General features: G+C 45.1%; 11 protein-coding genes. 7 read left to right on the top strand and 4 right to left on the bottom strand.

The annotated features are described in order from the left end of the window. Positions 1 to 18: 18 nt before the first annotated feature. Positions 19 to 999: a M28 family peptidase gene (locus KI659_RS09150; RefSeq protein WP_213945047.1), complete on the bottom strand. Its 981-nt coding sequence runs from the start codon at positions 997 to 999 to the stop codon at positions 19 to 21. After that, on the bottom strand, positions 989 to 2,482 hold the full coding sequence (cysS, locus tag KI659_RS09145; RefSeq protein WP_213945046.1) for a cysteine--tRNA ligase: 1,494 nt from the start codon (positions 2,480 to 2,482) through the stop codon (positions 989 to 991). The genes KI659_RS09150 and cysS overlap by 11 nt, the downstream gene beginning before the upstream one ends. Before the next feature lie 261 nt (positions 2,483 to 2,743). Here cysS and KI659_RS09140 point away from each other — a divergent pair, with 261 nt between their 5' ends. The 4 genes from KI659_RS09140 (at position 2,744) to KI659_RS09125 (ending at position 7,757) form a co-directional block, all read left to right on the top strand. After that, positions 2,744 to 3,214 carry a ribosome maturation factor RimP gene (locus KI659_RS09140; protein WP_213945045.1) on the top strand — a complete coding sequence of 157 codons (471 nt, stop codon included), beginning with the start codon at positions 2,744 to 2,746 and terminating at the stop codon, positions 3,212 to 3,214. Positions 3,215 to 3,219: 5 nt separating this feature from the next. Then, positions 3,220 to 4,467, top strand: coding sequence for a transcription termination factor NusA (gene nusA, locus KI659_RS09135; RefSeq protein WP_213945044.1), 1,248 nt, complete (start codon positions 3,220 to 3,222; stop codon positions 4,465 to 4,467). A gap of 68 nt (positions 4,468 to 4,535) precedes the next feature. Then, a complete protein-coding gene (gene infB / locus KI659_RS09130; RefSeq protein WP_213945043.1) occupies positions 4,536 to 7,502 on the top strand; it encodes a translation initiation factor IF-2 in 2,967 nt (988 codons plus the stop codon). Positions 7,503 to 7,562: 60 nt separating this feature from the next. Continuing rightward, positions 7,563 to 7,757: a hypothetical protein gene (locus tag KI659_RS09125; RefSeq protein WP_213945042.1), complete on the top strand. Its 195-nt coding sequence runs from the start codon at positions 7,563 to 7,565 to the stop codon at positions 7,755 to 7,757. Positions 7,758 to 7,900: 143 nt separating this feature from the next. Here KI659_RS09125 and KI659_RS09120 read toward each other — a convergent pair whose 3' ends face one another. Next, positions 7,901 to 10,024 (bottom strand): prolyl oligopeptidase family serine peptidase, encoded by a 2,124-nt coding sequence (locus KI659_RS09120; RefSeq protein ID WP_213945041.1) that lies wholly within the window; start codon positions 10,022 to 10,024, stop codon positions 7,901 to 7,903. A 95-nt stretch (positions 10,025 to 10,119) separates the two neighbouring features. Beyond that, entirely contained in the window at positions 10,120 to 11,394 is a 1,275-nt protein-coding gene (gene serS / locus KI659_RS09115; RefSeq protein ID WP_213945040.1) for a serine--tRNA ligase, read from the bottom strand. 361 nt (positions 11,395 to 11,755) lie between these two features. On the opposite strand from serS, the gene rho reads away from it, so the two are divergent. The 3 genes from rho to KI659_RS09100 all read left to right on the top strand — a co-directional run bounded on the left by rho (position 11,756) and on the right by KI659_RS09100 (position 18,682). Next, positions 11,756 to 13,543: a transcription termination factor Rho gene (rho, locus tag KI659_RS09110; protein WP_213945039.1), complete on the top strand. Its 1,788-nt coding sequence runs from the start codon at positions 11,756 to 11,758 to the stop codon at positions 13,541 to 13,543. 147 nt (positions 13,544 to 13,690) lie between these two features. Then, the gene (locus KI659_RS09105; protein WP_213945038.1) at positions 13,691 to 15,835 is read left to right on the top strand and encodes a glycine-rich domain-containing protein; all 2,145 of its coding nucleotides are present in this window, start codon (positions 13,691 to 13,693) and stop codon (positions 15,833 to 15,835) included. A 660-nt stretch (positions 15,836 to 16,495) separates the two neighbouring features. After that, complete coding sequence (locus KI659_RS09100) at positions 16,496 to 18,682, top strand: glycine-rich domain-containing protein (protein ID WP_213945037.1); 2,187 nt, start codon at positions 16,496 to 16,498, stop codon at positions 18,680 to 18,682. The last annotated feature ends 6 nt before the right edge of the window (positions 18,683 to 18,688 follow it).

Below are 18,688 nucleotides of genomic sequence, written 5' to 3'. Positions count from 1 at the left end.
CTCATCTTTTCTTTTTTGCTATTCCTGATAAATAGTAAAGAGAACAGTTTCGCCCACAGCTTTTAAAGTTCTTCTGTCGATCAAGTCCATGCTGTCCTGATGGGTATGGTGGTATTTACCAAAACCGTAATCAGGTGAATATTCCACGATGTCAATCATCGGGATTTTCGCCACTTGGTTGACAAACACGTGGTCATCGATGATTTCATGAGAATCCCTCATGGGGAAGAAATCGCCATGACCCAAGCGATGGGCATTTCTCCATACTTTTTGTACGATATTGCGGGCGTACTGCATGGAATAACCCTCTCGATAAAACCTTGCTCCTTTGGCGCCAACCATATCGAGAAGGATTCCATAATAGGCTGAATATCCGGCTTCATGTGGATTTCTGGACCAATGCTGGGAGCCCAAGGCCCACCAAATCTGGGAGTGGTTTCGGTCGCTTGGCTTGGTCTGTTCGGGCTCCCCGTAATCCTCCCCGTCAAAAAGTATAAAGTCCACGCCAACTTCCGGGTCCATCCCGGATGTGGCTATAACCCTGGCTATTTCCAAGATCACGCCAACACCGCTTCCTCCATCATTCGCCCCATCAATTGGCTGCTCAATGTTTTCGGTATCCTTGTCGGCTAGGTGCCGGGTGTCCCAATGGGCGGCCAAGAGAATTCTTTTGCTAGCCTGTGGATTGTGGGCTGCAAAGATATTGGTCAGCTTCAGGTTGGTTCCGTCATAGGCTTTTGCTTCAAAATCCTGCTCGGTAACCTGCATTCCGTACTCATTGAATTTTTCAACAAGCCATCTTTTGGTCTCCTGATGCGCCTCAGTGTTGGGCACCCTAGGCCCAAAATCAACTTGCCGTTGGATAAAGCTATAAGCAGAATCAGCGTTAAATTCAGGTACTTCCCTTAATTCCTCTTCTTCGACCCTTTCTTCAGCCTGGTCGCGTCCACAAGCTATGAGCGTAATGAAAAGAATTGCAAAAATCCAGTTACTCTTCATATGCCCAGTCGATTTTATCTTTCATGTCTTTTACTATGATGCCATTGGTTTTCAAGGTGGCTCTGATCTGATCTACCAAATCATAGTCACGGTTTTTCTTGGCGTCGCCATATACATTTAACAATGCATCCAAGAGGCTATATTGAATGTCTGCTTTTTCCTCGACAAGACCTAGAATCTCTTCCACAAATACTATATAGCGGTCGAGCATCTTTTCAAAAACCTCCTTGCCCAAGGCAGCGGATTTAAGCTGGCCTGTGAAACAACTGTTGATCTTCTTGGTCAGATTGAATAGGTAGCCGATTGCCTGTGCGGTGTTGAGGTCATCGTTCATCGCCCTGTAGGCATTCTGGATGTTTTGCTCCACCTGTTTGGCCTGGTTTTCATCGATATCCACGCCTTCTTCCTGCTCAAATTTTAGGTTTTTGGCAATTCGAAGGGCGTTGATGATTTTCTTGTAGCCTTTTTGGGCTGCTTTCAGAGCGTCGTTGGAAAAATCCAGCGTAGATCTATAATGGGCAGTCAATATGAAATACCTGATCGTCATGGGACTGTAGGCCTGCTCCAATAGTTCGTGTTCCCCATTAAATAGCTGCTGCAGGGTGATAAAATTGCCCAAGGATTTGCCCATCTTCTGGCCATTGATGGTGATCATGTTGTTGTGCATCCAGTATTTGGCCGGGTCGGTGTGGTTGCAGGCGTTGCCCTGTGCGATTTCACATTCGTGGTGTGGAAACATAAGGTCCATGCCCCCGCCGTGGATGTCAAAATGCTTGCCCAGGTACTTTGCACTCATAGCCGTACACTCCAGGTGCCAGCCTGGAAAACCCTGGCCCCAAGGCGAGTCCCATTTCATCAGGTGCTCCGGAGAGGCTTTTTTCCAAAGGGCAAAATCGATTGGGTTGCGCTTTTCCTGCTGTCCATCAAGTTCGCGGCTTCCGGAAACCAATTCTTCCAGAATCCTTCCAGAAAGCTTTCCGTATTTTCCACGCTCATTGTACTTGAGCACATCAAAGTAGACGCTGCCATTTACCTCATAAGCCAAGCCTTCGGCAAGGATGTCCTTCACCAGCTGGATCTGCTCGGGAATATGGCCAGTAGCCCGGGGCTCAATATTAGGTTTTTTGGTGTTGAGCAGGTCCATGTCCCGATGGTAGGTATCCGTGTAGTGCTGGGCCACTTCCATGGGTTCGAGCTGTTCGAGTTTAGCCTTTTTGGCTATCTTGTCCTCCCCGTCATCGGCATCGGCTTCCAGGTGTCCCACGTCGGTGATGTTGCGGACATACCTGACCTTATTGCCCAAATGGGTGAGGTAGCGGTATAAAGTGTCAAAAGTGATAGCTGGCCGAGCATGGCCCAGATGGGCGTCGCCATATACGGTAGGACCGCAAACATACATCCCCACAAAGGGAGGGTTTAGCGGTTCGAAAAGTTCCTTTTTCCGACTGAGGGTGTTGTATATTTTTAAATCTTTTGAATACATGTTACAAATTTATCAAATCAAGAGAGAAAATTAAGAAAACTGTGAAATGAACACTTCCGTTGTGAAGGGGTTCGATTACTTAAATGTCCAAATAAAAACACCGAATTTAGGGTAAAAAGGTTTAAAACGGACCTAGGGAATAATTTTCTGTAGGGATTATTTCTTTTTTATAGGAAAAAAAATTATTACATTTGTACCCTACTTAGCCGAATTTAGAGAGGGGACAAGCAGTCCCCTCTTTCATTATGCTAGAATTTGAACATGAGTTTGAAGCAGACTATAGAAGAAATTGTAGAGAAGCATCTGCCTGATGCCAGCCATTTTGTGGTTGATGTGACCGTGAAGGAAGCTTCGGGGAAGCAGAAGGTAATCATCCTGATCGATGCCGATGAGGGGCTTAACATAGATGCCTGTGCCAAGGTGAGCCGTGCCGTAGGGGAGGAGCTTGAGGCCAAGGATATCCTTGAGGAGGCGTATGTGCTGGAGGTTTCTTCTCCTGGTTTGGATTTTCCATTGACTAGCAGGAGGCAGTACCAAAAAAACATCGGCCGCAATATAAAGGTGACACTAGAAAATGGAGGCGAGCAGGAAGGCGAGCTGACATCAGTGGAGCCGCTACATGTGGTTTTGAAGACAAAGAAAAAAGAAAAAGGGAAAAAAGCTGTAGAGGAAGAAGTTCAGTTGGCTTTTGACCAAATAAAGAAATCAATTGTATTAGTCTCTTTTAAATAAACACAATGGATGCTAAAGTTTTAATTGAATCGTTTGCAGAATTTGCAAGGTCTAAGAATGTGGATCGCCCTACCATGATCCGCATACTGGAGGATGTATTTAGAGCAATGATTCGTAAGAAATACGAAACTGACGAAAACTTTGATGTGACCATCAATGCCGACAAAGGCGACCTTGAGATTTGGAGGATTAGGGAGATTGTAGACGATAACTCAGAGGATATCTGGGATAATGACAAGATCAGCCTGACTGAGGCAAGAAAACTTGAGCCCGATTTTGAAATCGGGGAAGAGACATACGAAAAGGTGGAGCTTGAGGACTTTGGACGTAGAGCCGTTCAGATGGCCCGCCAGACGTTGATCCAGCGGATCAAGGACCTGGAGAAGGATCTTCTTTTTCAGCAATATGAGGAATTGGTAGGTGAGATCATCACAGCAGAGGTGTACCAGGTGCTTGGCCGTGAGGCTTTGTTGATGGACAGTGAAGGTAATGAGCTTGTTTTGCCTAAAGGCGAGCAGATTCCAAAAGACAGATATAGAAAAGGCGATGCTGTGAAAGCCATTGTCCACAAAGTGGAAATGATTAACGGCAATCCTAAAATTATTCTTTCCAGAACCTCTCCGATTTTCTTAGAGAGATTATTCGAAAATGAGGTGCCGGAAGTATATGATGGGTTGATTACCATCAAAAAGATCGTGCGTGAACCGGGTGAAAGGGCAAAAGTTGCCGTGGAATCTTATGATGACCGTATTGATCCGGTAGGTGCTTGCGTCGGGATGAAAGGAAGCAGGATCCACGCTGTGGTGAGAGAGCTTCAGAATGAAAACATTGACGTAATCAATTATACCGACAACTTGGAGCTGTATGTTTCCCGTGCGTTAAGCCCGGCAAAGGTTAGTTCTATACAAGTTAACGAAGAGGGAAAGAGACTTTCCGTGTTTTTAAAGCCTGATCAGGTATCTTTGGCAATTGGTAAGGGAGGATTCAACATCAGACTTGCCAGCCGCTTGGTAGGATATGAGATCGACGTGTTCCGGGAGCTTTCCGAATATGAGGAAGAGGAGGATGTGGATTTGACAGAATTCACCGATGAGATCGAAGATTGGGTAATTGAAGAGTTGAAGAAGACCGGTTTGGACACCGCCAAAAGTGTATTGGCAGTGACGAAAGAAGAGCTCCTACGCAGGACGGAGCTTGAGGAAGAAACCATCGATGAGGTCTTCAGAATATTGAAACAAGAATTTGAACAGTAAAAAAGCGTCGAATAGTTAATTTAAAGGCGTTATATTTACACAAAAATAAAATAGCAAGGTTTTAGCGTATGTCAGAAGAAAAAATGATGCGATTGGGCCAGGTAGCCAGAAAACTCAACGTAGGGATTTCTACGATTGTAGATTCTATGGCTAAGAAAGGCTTTGATGTAGAGAGCAACCCTAATTCCAAGATAAGTGTTGAGCAATTCAACATGTTGGCTAAGGAATTTAAGTCCTCTGCAAAGGAAAAGGAGGAGGCATCCCACCTTTCCATTGGCAAACGTCATAATGAGACGTTTACCATCAAAGCTGAATCTGAGTCTGAGCCTGAGAAGGAGAAAAAACCGGAGCCTCCTACCAAACCAGCTCCCAAACCAGAGGAAAAGAAAGTAGAGAAGAAGGAAGAGCCGAAGCCGGAGTCTGACAAAGTACAGGCATCAGCAGACAAGCTTCCTGGAATCAAAGTTTTGGGCAAAATCGACTTGGACAAAAAGCCGGCCGAGAAAAAAGAAAAGCCTGAGCAACCTAAGCCGGAGGCCAAAAAGCCGGCAACACCTGAAGCTGCACCTCCCAAGAAAGAGGAGAAGCCTCAGCCTGAGAAAAAAGAACAACCAAAAGAGGAAAAGCCAACTCCTCAACCTAAGGCTGTGAAGCCTCAGACTTCTGAACCTGCTAAAACTGAACCTACCAAAAGTAAGCCGACAGCTCCAGACGCATCTAAGGAGAAAGACGCACCAAAGCCTGCCAAGCCAGTAGAGCAAAAACCAGCTGCCAAAGAGCAGACTGAAAAGCCTGCTGAAAAAGCGGAGGATAAACCTGGACAGGTAATTTCCGCCAAAGCTGACGCGCTCAAGGGCCTTACTGTTTTGGGTAAAATTGAACTTCCTGCTGATAGATCCAAGAAAAAGGCCAAGCCTGTGGCGTCTTCAGATGAAAAAGGGAAGGATAAAAAGAAAAGACCTCGCAAGAGAATCGATAAAAAACCTGGAGAAGGCGGCGGTCAGCAAAGACCGGGCGGACCAGGACAAGGTCAAGGCGGACCGAGAGGAGCAGGCCAGCAAGGCCGTGGCGCCAGACCGGGGCAAGCTGGAAGAGGTAAACCTGGGGCTAAAGGACAAGGCGCAGGCCGTTTCCAAAAAGCCGAGCCTACGCAAAAGGAAATCCAAGACCAAATCAAACAAACCCTTGCCCGTCTTCAAGGCGGTGGCAAAGGCGGAAAGAAAAGCAGCCGTAGAGACAAGCGTTCTGAAAGAAGCAGAGAGCAAGTTGAAGGGGTGGAGGAAACAAGAGTACTTAAGGTTACCGAGTTTATCTCTGCAAACGACCTTGCCAGCCTTTTGGACGTATCCGTAAATGAGATCATTTCGGTTTGTATGTCCCTTGGTATGTTTGTTTCCATCAATCAAAGACTTGACGCGGAAGCCATCACCATCATTGCGGATGAGTTTAACTACGAAGTTGAATTCTCCAAAGCTGATGAAGATGAGGATGTGGAAGTGGTAGAAGACGCACCGGAAGATCTGGAGGAAAGAGCTCCTATTGTGACTATCATGGGTCACGTCGATCACGGTAAGACTTCCCTTCTTGATTACATCCGTAGTGCAAAAGTAACCTCAGGTGAAGCAGGTGGTATCACCCAGCACATCGGAGCTTACGATGTAATGACAGACAATGGTAACAAGATCGCATTCTTGGATACACCGGGTCACGAAGCCTTTACGGCGATGAGGGCTAGGGGTGCCAAAATCACCGATGTGGCCATTATCGTGATTGCAGCTGATGACGACATCATGCCTCAAACCAAGGAAGCTATCAATCACGCCCAAGTAGCTGGGGTGCCGATGATCTTTGCAATAAATAAAATAGATAAGCCAAATGCAAACCCTGAGAAAATCAAGGAGCAATTGGCAAATATGAACCTATTGGTAGAAGATTGGGGTGGTAAATACCAGTCCCAGGAAATTTCTGCCAAAACAGGGCAAGGTGTTGACGACCTACTTGAAAAAGTGCTTCTTGAAGCGGAAATCCTTGAACTTAAAGCCAATGCCCATAAAAACGCGGTTGGTACTGTAGTGGAAGCTTCCCTTGATAAAGGTAAAGGTTATGTTTCTACGGTGATGGTTCAGGCCGGAACGTTGAAAATCGGTGACATCATGTTGGCCGGTGAGCATTACGGTAGGGTAAAAGCCATGTTTGACCATACAGGTAAGAAGGTGAAAGAAGCAGGACCGTCCACACCAGTTCAGGTGCTTGGTCTTAGCGGTGCACCTCAAGCCGGTGATATCCTCAAGGTTTACGGCACAGAACGTGAAGCCCGAGAAATCGCCAACCAAAGAGGCCAGATCAACCGTGAGCAAAGCATGCGTACCAAGAAGCATATTACCCTTGATGAGATTGGAAGGCGTCTTGCTATCGGTAGCTTTAAAGAGCTTAACATCATCATCAAAGGTGATGTGGATGGGTCTGTGGAAGCGTTATCTGATTCCTTGCTGAAGCTATCTAAAGATGAGGTAAGTGTGAACATCATCCATAAGGGTGTGGGTCAGATTTCAGAATCTGACGTCTTGTTGGCTTCTGCTTCAGACGCCATCATCCTAGGATTCCAAGTTAGACCTTCTACCAACGCCAAGAAATTGGCCGAGCAGGAGGAAATTGAAATCCGTCACTACTCCATCATTTATGATGCGATCAACCAGATCAAAGATGCTATCGAGGGTATGCTAGAGCCTACATTTGAAGAGGTAATCACGGGTAATATCCAGGTGAGAGAAGTCTTCAAGATCTCTAAAATCGGTACAGTTGCCGGATGTTATGTGACTGACGGTTTTGTGACCAGAAAGAACAAGATTCGAGTAATTCGCGAAGGTATTGTTGTCCATGATGGAGAAATCGATCAGTTGAAGCGATTCAAGGACGATGTAGCTGAAGTGAAAGCTGGATATGAGTGCGGTATCTCGATCAAAAACTACAATGATATCAAGCTTGACGATATCATCGAGGGATACGAAATGAGAGAAATCAAACGTAAGAAATAATTAATTTCATATAGATTTAAAAGGCGGTTTTATTTAAACCGCCTTTTTTTATTTTTGCACATGATCGAAGCGTTAATCATATTGGTCAAAATCCTCTTCTACTTTTCCTTAATTAACCTGGCGGCAGGCTTTGTAAAGCCGGTGTATGCTCTTTGGTTTTTGGATAGGAGTAATAGGTTAAAGGTGATCTGGATATATGGAAGTGCTGCTGTGATCTTGTTTCTTTGTAAAACCATGTTACAGCTTTTGGCTTAATGGGATATGGGGAGGTAGTATGTATGGTATTCTTATTTTTGATCAAATTTAAAGGATTTCAAGGTGGGGCTTGAAGGTTGTTTAGGGGGAAAAGTTCTAAGTTAAAAAGAAAAAAGCCGGCCGAGGTTGCCGGCTTTTAAGAGTTACTCGAATGGATTGACACGCATGTTGTACCAGGCAAAGGCAAACTTGTCTGTTACCTCATCGATGATCATGCTGGTCGGCTTTCCTGCACCGTGTCCCGCATTGGTTTCGATTCTGATCAAGACCGGGTTGCTGCCCGTGTGGGCTTCCTGAAGCCTTGCGGCAAATTTAAACGAATGGGCTGGCACTACCCTGTCATCATGGTCTGCTGTTGTGACCATAGTGGCTGGGTATTCCGTATCATCCCCTAAGCTGTGAAGTGGGCTGTAGTTTTTCAAGTATTCATACATCTCCTTGCTGTCGTCAGCCGTTCCGTAATCGTATGCCCAACCTGCTCCAGCAGTAAACTGGTGATACCTCAACATATCTAGAACTCCCACAGCGGGGAAAGCTACTTTCGCCAATTCTGGTCTTTGCGTCATCGTAGCCCCAACTAATAATCCTCCATTACTTCCGCCGCTGATTGCCAGCTTTTCCGAGGAAGTATAGTTTTCAGAAATGAGGTATTCGGCCGCTGCAATGAAATCGTCAAACACATTTTGCTTTTGCATCTTGGTGCCTGCTTCATGCCATTTCTTGCCGTATTCTCCACCCCCACGAAGGTTAGGAACCGCATAAACACCTCCTTTTTCCAGCCATACCGTATTGGCTACGCTAAAGGATGGTGTCAAGCTAACGCCAAATCCACCGTAAGCGTATAATAAAGTTGGGTTGCTGCCGTCAAGTTCAAGGCCTTTTTTGTGGGTGATGATCATTGGTACCTTTGTTCCGTCTTTGCTGGTGAAGAAAACTTGCTTGCTTTCATAATCTTCAGCGTTAAATTTGACGTCTGGTTTGATGTGAAGTTCGCTTTCGCCAGATTCGATCTCATATTTATATATTGTGCCTGGTGTAATGTAAGAAGTGAAGCTGTAATAAAGGTGCTCATCATCCTCCTTGGCTGAGAAACCACCTGCTGAACCAATGCCTGGCAAATCCACCGTCCTGATTTCATTTCCTTCCAGGTCAAACTGCTTTACATGGGTAATGGCATCTTTCAGGTAGGATGCAAATATGTTTTTTCCGGCAGTGCTTGCCCTCAATACGTTTTCTGTTTCAGGAATAACTATTGTCCAATTCTCTGGGGAAAGCTGATCAATCGAGGTTTTTACTACCTTGTTGTTTGGCGCGTCCATATCAGTGAAGATCAGCAATTCGTCGCCTTTGGAAGTAAGCACCGAATGGGTATTTTCCATGTCGGAAACGATAGGCTGAATTTCGCTGTCATTTTTCCGTAAATCCTGCACATACAATTCGTTGCCCGTTGTGCTGTTTGCGGCTGTTATGATCAGGAAGTTTTGGTCTTCCGTCACTCTTGCGCCTACATATCTTCTAGGGCTTTCGTCATCACCAAAGACCAGCACATCATCCTCTTGGCTTGTCCCCAGCTTGTGATAATAAAGTTTGTGGTTATTGGTCAGGGCCGAAAGCTTGCTGCCCCCCGGTTTTTCATAGGTGCTGTAGTAGAAGCCTTCATTGCCTTTCCAGGCGATTCCGGTAAACTTTGCATCCTCGATTTTGTCATTAAGCAAAGTCTTGTCATTCGCATCCATTATATAGATGTCTCTCCAGTCGGATCCGGCTACCGACACGGCATAGGCAAATAGGCTTCCGTCCTTTGTGAAATTGGCTGAGGCCAAGGAAGTGGTGCCGTCTTCCGAAAGTTGGTTGGGATCCAAGAATACTTCTTCCTGGCCATCTTCGCCTTTTTTGCGGTAAAGAACAGACTGGTTTTGCAAGCCGTCGTTTCTATAAAAATAGGTGTAATCCCCATATTCAAATGGAGCACCTACTTTTTCGTAATTCCAGACATCCTCAAGTTTTTCCCGGATCTGGGAGCGGAACGGGATTTTTTTCAAGTAATCAAAAGTGACCTTGTTTTGGGATTCTACCCAAGCTTTGGTTTTCTCCGCGTGATCATCCTCCAGCCAGCGGTAGGGGTCTGCCAGCTGCTCTCCCCAATAGGTGTCTATTTGCTCACCCTTGGTCGTGTTGGGGTAATTCAAATCCATTTGCATCTGTGCCTGTGCACCTGTGAAAAGGCCCAAGGCAAGGCCTAGGGCGATTAGTTTCTTTTTATCCATAGTTGAATTTGGGTTTTTATACTTGAAATATAATAAAGAAGGATCAAAAAAGCATCTGAATAAAAAAAGCCGGTCCATAATGGCCGGCTTTTGATTTAATCTATCATATCAAATCCCAAATAAGGAACCAATACCTTCGGCATCCTGATGCCATTTTCTGTCTGGTTGTTTTCCAAGATGGAAGCCACAATCCTAGGCAAAGCCAAGGCGCTCCCGTTAAGGGTGTGGGCCAAAGTAGTCTTTTTGTCCTCACCTTTAAATCTCAGCTTCAACCTGTTCGACTGGTAGGTTTCAAAGTTGCTGACAGAGCTTACCTCAAGCCATCTTTCCTGAGCGGCGGAATATACCTCCATATCATACGTCAAAGCTGAAGTGAAGCCCATATCGCCTCCGCAAAGTCTCAGTACACGGTAGGGGAGCTCAAGCTTTTGCAATAAGCTCTGTACATAATTGCTCATGTCTTCCAAAGCCTCGTAGGATTTTTCCGGATGGGTAATTTGCACGATTTCAACCTTGTCAAATTGATGCAGCCTGTTCAAACCTCTCACATGCGCTCCCCAGCTGCCCGCTTCCCTTCTGAAACAAGGCGTAAAGCCTACATTTTTGATTGGGAAATCATTTTCTGAGACAATCACATCCCGGTACAAATTGGTGATAGGTACCTCGGCAGTAGGGATCAAAAAGAGGCCGTCAGCCGCAATCTCATACATCTGACCTTCTTTGTCAGGAAGCTGGCCAGTTGCATACCCAGAGGCTTCGTTTACCACAATAGGTGGCTGCACTTCGTTGTAGCCCTGAGCGGTGGCCTCATCAAGGAAAAAGTTGATGAGTGCGCGCTGAAGTCTGGCGCCTTTACCTTTATAAACAGGAAAGCCCGCACCGGAGATTTTTGCTCCCAGGTCGAAGTCTATAATGTCATATTTTTTGATCAAATCCCAGTGTGGCATTTTGTCCTCAGCCAGGGACGGGATCTGTCCGTTTTCCAATACAATCTCGTTGTCTTCAGCACTCTTGCCTGCAGGGACGCTTTCGTGCGGGATATTTGGAATGGTATATAAAAGTTGGGTTAATTCCTGCTCAAATTCGTCGTAGCGGTTTTCAAGGTCCTTGATCAAGCTCTTGATTTCGGCAGTTCGGGACTTGACCTTTTCGGCTTCATCTTTTTTGCCCTCTTTCATCAGCATTCCGATCTGCTTGGATATGCTGTTGGATTCAGCCTGCAATTGGTCTCTTTCGGTTTGCATTTCGCGACGTTTTTGATCTATGTCCAAAACCTTTTGAAGGGTGCTGTCTGCTTCCGGGAAGTTCCTTTTTTCCAGGCCTGCCAAAACGGTTTGGTAATTCTCTTTAATGCTGTTTACCTGTAACATGGATGATTATGTATTATAAAAATGAGATAAAGTGCAAAGATAGCAAATTTGACACCAGTTAGGCAGAGCTTTTGCTTATAAAAGCGGGACACATAGGCCTCACATGGCAGTGTGTCAAAGGATCGGAATGAGAAGATTTTTACTTGTTTTCGAGCAACGTGTGAATTTATTGCTAAGATTCAGTTGCTTGCAGAAGAAAAATTTGCTAATTAAATTCTGATGATGTAATATTGCAAAGTCACAGTATCAAAAATCCCGGTCCCGGTGATTTTACATTATCCTGAAGACCTTTTTATTCCAATCACAATTAGTCACAATACTTACTTCATTTATTCAATTCGAGTAATATCATACGCTTTTTATGTATAACATAGAAGAATTAAAAATCAGATTGCTGTCTGAACTGAAAGAGATAGCTGAGGAGCTGGGGGTCAAAAACTTTAAATCCCTTAAGAAAGACGAGCTTGTTTATGCCATTTTGGACCAGCAGGCCATCACTCCGGAAAAAGCCCTCCCCAAGAAAAAGCCCTCCAAAGCAGAAATTGAAACACCTTCCTCCCCGGAAGAATCAGCAGACACACCTCAAGAACAGCCTTCCAAACCAAAATTCAGACGCCAGAACGTGACTGAACTTGAAAAGGATGATAAGGAACCAAAGCCTGAAGCCAAAAAAGAGGAGCCCAAAAAAGAAAAAGAAGCTCCAAAAGAGGCCATAAAGCAGGAAGCGCCCCAAAAGGCAGCGCCAACCCGAAAGGAAGAGCCGCAAAAAGAGCAAAAGAAAGAAGTGCCGCCCAAGCCTCAGCCAAAGCAGGAGGATAAGAGATCTTCTGAAGGCAAGCAGGAAGAGTCCGGAAGGAGCTTTAGGCCGAGAAGAAGAGCCGTGGTCGAAGAAGCCGTTTCCAGCAGCACTGCATCCGAAAAGTCTCAAGATCAGGAGCAGCCGCGTAGAAGACAGCAGCGAGATGAGGATTCACAGCCCCAATCGCAACCTAATGAGTCTTCCAGAAAGAAATCAAACATTAGCATCAAGGATTTTGATGGCATTATAGAAAATGAAGGTGTGCTTGAAATCATGTCCGACGGATACGGTTTCTTGAGATCATTGGATTATAATTATTTGGCCTCACCGGATGATATCTATGTATCCCCTTCCCAGATCAAACTTTTCGGTCTGAAAACGGGTGATAATATAAAAGGTCAGATTCGTCCTCCAAAAGAAGGGGAGAAGTATTTTGCCCTTTTGAAGGTTGGAACCGTAAACGGTAAAACTACCGAGGAGATCAGGGATAGAATTCCTTTCGAGTACCTTACTCCATTGTTCCCTGAGGAGAGGTTAAACCTGACTACCAAGCCGGATAACTACTCTACCCGAATTTTGGATCTGTTTGCACCTATCGGGAAAGGCCAGAGGGGGATGATTGTGGCGCAGCCTAAAACAGGTAAGACGGTATTGCTTCAAAAGATAGCCAATGCCATCGCAGAAAACCACCCTGAAGTTCACTTGATGATCCTATTGATCGATGAGCGTCCTGAAGAGGTAACAGATATGGCTAGATCAGTAAAGGCTGAGGTGATATCCTCAACTTTTGATGAGCAGGCCGAGCGCCATGTGAAGGTTTCTTCCATGGTATTGGAAAAAGCTAAGAGAATGGTGGAGTGTGGCCATGATGTGGTGATCCTTTTGGATTCCATCACCAGACTTGCCAGAGCATACAATACAGTAGTGCCATCCTCAGGAAAGATCCTTTCCGGTGGTGTGGATGCCAATGCCCTGCACAAGCCTAAGAGATTCTTTGGGGCAGCGAGAAATGTTGAAAATGGCGGTTCATTGACCATCATAGCAACTGCACTAGTGGAGACAGGCTCCAAGATGGACGAGGTTATCTTTGAGGAATTCAAAGGAACCGGTAACATGGAGCTTTCCCTTGACAGAAAACTATCCAACCGTCGTATCTATCCTGCTATCGATGTACCGGGTTCTGGTACAAGAAGAGAGGATCTCCTTATGGACAAAGAGGAAATGCAGCGTATCTGGATCCTAAGAAAGCTCATGTCCGACATGACCTCCCAGGAAGCTATGGAGTTCTTGCTCCAAAGAATGCGAGGCACGCGTGACAACACGGAGTTTTTGATCAGTATGAACGGGTAAGAACTACTTAAAATAAATAATTTTTAAAGCACCTCAGGATTGAGGTGCTTTTTTTTGGTGGTAATTGAAATTTATGCTATTTTTCTTTTAAACGCTTGTTTTTTTTGTAAAATACATATTTTTACGTTTAAAATATATTGTAAGCTCATGAGGTTATTGCCTGTTATTTTGGTGTTTTTGTTTTCTATTTTGATAAGTTTTAAAGTTAAAAGTCAGGATTTTGATTGTAGGGAAACATATAGCGTTAGTGGTTCTGATAGATTTTTTGTACCTGCAAATGTTTCTCAAATAAGAATTAGCGTGGTAGGGGGTGGTGGAAGTGGCGGCGTGTATTATTATGATAGAGCAGGCGGAGGTGGTGCAGGTGGATATTCTCAGTCAGTGATAAGTGTTTCTGCTGGAGATCAATTTTTTATCAATGTTGGTAGTGGAGGGGTAAATTCCGATGGGGGAGATTCTTGGGTTTCAAGAGATAATATCAAAAATAATGCAATTGTATTAGCTAAAGGCGGAGGTAAGGCAAATGGCCAAGTTGGAGGGGTTGGAGGTAATTCTGAAAATGGAAGGGGCGACTCTAAAGTTTCCGGAGGAGATGGAGAAAGTGCACAAAACAATAGGTCAGGAAGTGGTGGTGATTCGGCGTATGGTAATGGTGGAGTTGGTATTCAAGGACAACATGGTTCAGGTAATGCTGGTACTCAAGGAGGAGGTGGAGGCGGGGCTACAGTAAATAGGGGGAATAGTCATCATAATCCTGGAGTTGGCGGGGCAGGCTTTATTGAAATAGAATATAAATGTCAATTTACTGATTTACCATCATGCGCTTTTTTAGAGGATACTGGAGTTAGAACTGGAGAAGTTGTTATATCTTATAGGGAGGGTATTTGTGAATGGAGCCCACCAGCTGGTTTGATGGAGTTTGAAGTGTTTCTTGTAGGAGGAGGAGGAGGAGGAGGTCGTGGTGAAAAGGCTGGTGGCGGAGGTGCGGGAGGTGTTGTGCGTAGAAAATTTTGTGATGTTAACAATGGAAATGGTTTTAATGGAAATGAAAAATTTATTGTTGAAGTTGGGAATGGTGGAAATGGATCTTTGCAGCTAGATAGTCAGGGTGGAGATGGAAATAAAACTTATTTTCGGCTTGAAACTTTTTTTGAAATAATTGTAGGTGGAGGAGGTGGTGGTGGATCCGACCTGAACTCCAATGGTAGAAAAGGAAATGGATATGCATCCTCCGGGGGAGGTGCTGCTGCTGGTGGTGACTTTGGTGATGCAGATGAGTGCTATTTAATTGCTGGAGACTCATGTGGTATAGAAGATTCCTGGTGTGGGTTTCCAGGTGGGGGGGCAGATGGTCAAAACGATGGAGCAGGCGGAGCAGGAGGAGGAGGAGGAGGGAACTCAACCTCTGGGGTCGCAGGGAGTTATTATAGTTTAAATGCAAATGGTGGTAATGGGGGAAGTGGTTATTTCTATTCCATTAATAATGATAGAAGTATTTTAGTGGCTGCTGGAGGAGGTGGAACGGCCAGTGTTGATATTGAATTTTCGAGAGCTCAAGGTGAAGGTGGGGATAATGTTGGGGGAATTGCTAGAAATCCTGGCTCAGGTGGGGTAGGCCTTACTGTAGGGTCAGGTGGCGGAGCAGGTATAACAGCAGGAGGGGCTGGTCAAAGGGGGTTGGTTATTGTTAGATTTGAATTAATAAGTATTAATCCCGTCGAATGGTACGAAGTCTCTGCTAAATACGAAGCCTCCTCTCGATCTAACTCCGTAAACTGGTCCACCCTCAAAGAATGGGAAAACAGCCATTTTGAAATTGAGCGGTCCATAGATGGGGTAAAGGATTATAAGAAGATAGGGCGCGTAGAGGGCATGGGCTGGTCGGATGATTTGACGGAGTATAGTTTTTGTGATGAGGATCTGCCGCTGAGAGGGGGTAGGGTCTATTATAGGATCAAGCAGGTGGATTTTGATGGGACTTTTGATTATAGCCAGACGATGATGGTGAATGTACCTGGCGTGCAGGTGACCAAGGGGGACTGGCGCGCCTATCCCAATCCCATAAGGGGATATGAATTCAATATCGCCCGTCTGGCCGCGGAAAGCCTTAGGTCGGATATACAGGTAAAAGTGATGACTTCCCAGATCCCGTTGGCCACCTTCACGGCAAAAAGCGAGGTAGAACTTAACAGGCACCTGCAAAAACTCCTTCCCAGAATCCCAAAAGGGGTTTTCGTGGTAGAGCTTCAGTCCAATCAGCAGGTAGAGTACCTGAAGGTTATCAAAGATTAAAAGCAAATAATTAGTAATATCCGTCGAGATGTCAGCAGCAAGGAGACCGAAGACTGATGACCTAAGAAGCGGACAATCCTTACTGAGAATACGGAATTTTAAAAATCCCGGCAGAACCTACCTGCCGGGATTTTTTGCTTTTCAGATGGAGGGTATATAATGGTTTTATTATCAAAATCTGCTTATTGTCCACTTTAAGTCGTGTGAATAACTGTGTGGATAAATAAATCATCAAATAGTGATAAAAAAAGAAATGCAAGTATTGCGGGGTTAAAATTTTTCTGTAAATTTACTTCTGTAATGCAAATAAACGGTGTCTAAATGCATTTATAGATTTTTTAAGTTTACTTTTTAGCGATGAGAAGAAATGAAGGGGCCTGGCTTTTTGATACTCATTTTTTTAACCCTTTTTCTTAAAAAACATTTCTTTATCAAGGTTGGCTTATAAAGTCAGCCTTTTATTTTTATAAAACTACATGGTTTTGGTATTTCTAGGGTAATCTGTAATTAATTCTAAGATAAGGAGTGATTCAAATTAATTTATTACATATATTTGTATAAGCAAAATTATTTTTGTCTCAATTTCTTTTTTTAAGAAGTTAGCTATTCTGCGAGTGAGTGTCTATTACTTTCCGATTTTTAGGAGTAAATGCTTGCATTATGAAAGTCTTTTTTAAGTCAATTTTCTTTTATTTTATACTTACCGCTGGCTTTGCCCAAGGCCAGTGCTTCAGGGAATATGCTATTTCAGGGAATTTTTCCTTCAATGTTCCATTTGGGGTTACATCAGTCACAGTTGAAGTTTGGGGTGCTGGTGGAAAAGGGGCTGATATGTCCATTACTGGTGGAGGTGGTGGGGGCGGTGGCGGTGCCTACTCTAGGCAAACGCTTGTAGTGATCCCAGGACAAACTCTTAGTGTTTTTGTGGGGGAAGGCAGTGAAAGCGTTAATCCAGGGGAAGCCTCTTGGGTTTCATTATCAACAAATGTAAATAACCCTTTTGTACTTGCTAGAGGTGGAAGCTCCGTAGGTCTAAATTCTCCAACAGGAGCACAGGGTGGACAAGCTGCCTTGGGGATAGGAGAGATTAGGTACAACGGTGGAAATGGAGGCAATCAAACCACTACTACTCGGCCACCGGGAAACACTATATCCCCTGTTTCGGGCGGAGGTGGTTCATCCGGTGGTACTTTCCAAAATGGTGTTGCTGGCCAGGGGCCAACTGGAGGTGAAGTAGAAGGTGGGGGCAAAGGTGGTGATGGGAGTAGTCAAGGGCAAGGAAGTTCAGATGGAATTAGAGGTGGTGGCGGTAGTGGTGGAAGAAGGCAAACAGATAATCCTGCTCAAAATATCGCTGTCGGAGGTAAGGGCGGCAACGGATATGTGAAAATTTCATACTCCTGTCCTGATGCTGATCCCAATTGGCCAGATTGTGCCACATTAATCGATGATGGAGCTCTAACTGGGGAGGCCATAATAGAGTTTTTAACCGGGGTTTGTGAATGGATTCCTCCTGTTGGACTTACTGAGTTTGAAGTAATGGTAGTTGGTGGTGGCGGTGGCGGCGGTAGAGGTGAAATGGCCGGCGGCGGCGGCGGTGGGGGGCATATTGAATTGACCTTTACAAACATTAATAATGGTCAGGGGTTTGGCTTTGATGTTAGGATCCCTATAGTAGTGGGTGATGGAGGGGTTGGCTCAGGTGATTTAAACAATAGAGGTGGCGACGGTGGTCAATCAAGTTTTGATTTGAATGGATCTTTTGCAGTTATTTCTGGTGGTGGAGGTGGAGGGGGTTCCACAAATGAATCAGATGGTAGTGCGGGGACTGGAAATGGTGCAGCAGGTGGTGGAGCGAGTGGAAATGGTAGTTTTGGCAATGGCGATGGAAATAATGGGGGAATAGGTATAATTAATGGTCTAGATGGCTCTGGTGGGGGTGGTGGAGGAGCCGGCTCGGCAGGTATTAGTGGTGCATTGGATGCTGAATTTGTATCGGGAGGAAATGGTGGGGCTGGCGTAGAGTCTGACTTTTCAGGCATACGGAATATATATTCTGCTGGAGGAGGTGCTACGGCAACATTAGGGGATTTATATTTAAGTTCTCAAGGTGTTGGGGGTAGCGGGGTTGGCGGTGTTGCTAGGAATGTTGGAGAAGGTGGTGCTGGTCAAACACCAGGTTCAGGCGGTGGAGCAGGTAGCCTTCAAGGCGGGAATGGTCGATCTGGAATTGTCATTGTCAAGTTCCAATTGATAAGCATTACCCCAATTGAATGGCAAAATATTAATGTTACATTCAATAATAATATAAGAGAAAATAAAATTTACTGGTCCACCACCAAAGAATGGGAAAATAGCCATTTTGAAATTGAAAGGTCCATTGATGGCGCTAGTGGGTTTGAGGTTATTGGCAATGTGCAGGGTACAGGGTGGTCGGAATCCCTGAGCAATTATGAATTCGTGGACGACAGGCTGCCGTTGAAGGGTGGGAACTTGTTATATAGATTGAAGCAGGTGGATTTTAATGGGTCGTTTGATTATAGCGACATCATTTCAATCCGGGTGCCTTCAGCCACATTCACCGAAGGGGTGTGGCGCGCATATCCCAATCCCGCTACCGGCACAGAGTTTCAGCTGGAGCTGTTGGATGCCCAGCAGTACAGTGGCGAGGAGATTTTATGTCGCATTTTTTCATCCACCACTAGCTCGGGGCAGTTGGCGTTTAAGGACCTCAATGAACTCAGATTCGGGGCCTCAGAGCTGATTGGGGCCATTACCCCGGGGCTATGGATTCTTGAAGTGCACTGGGGCAGCAAAGTGGAAAGGATCAAGATCGTAAAAAGATGACTGCCC

The sequence above is a fragment of the Litoribacter ruber genome (assembly GCF_018449405.1).
Lineage (GTDB): Bacteria > Bacteroidota > Bacteroidia > Cytophagales > Cyclobacteriaceae > Litoribacter > Litoribacter ruber.
Note: the sequence above shows the minus strand (reverse complement) of the source record. Positions and strands in the feature narration are given on the sequence as shown.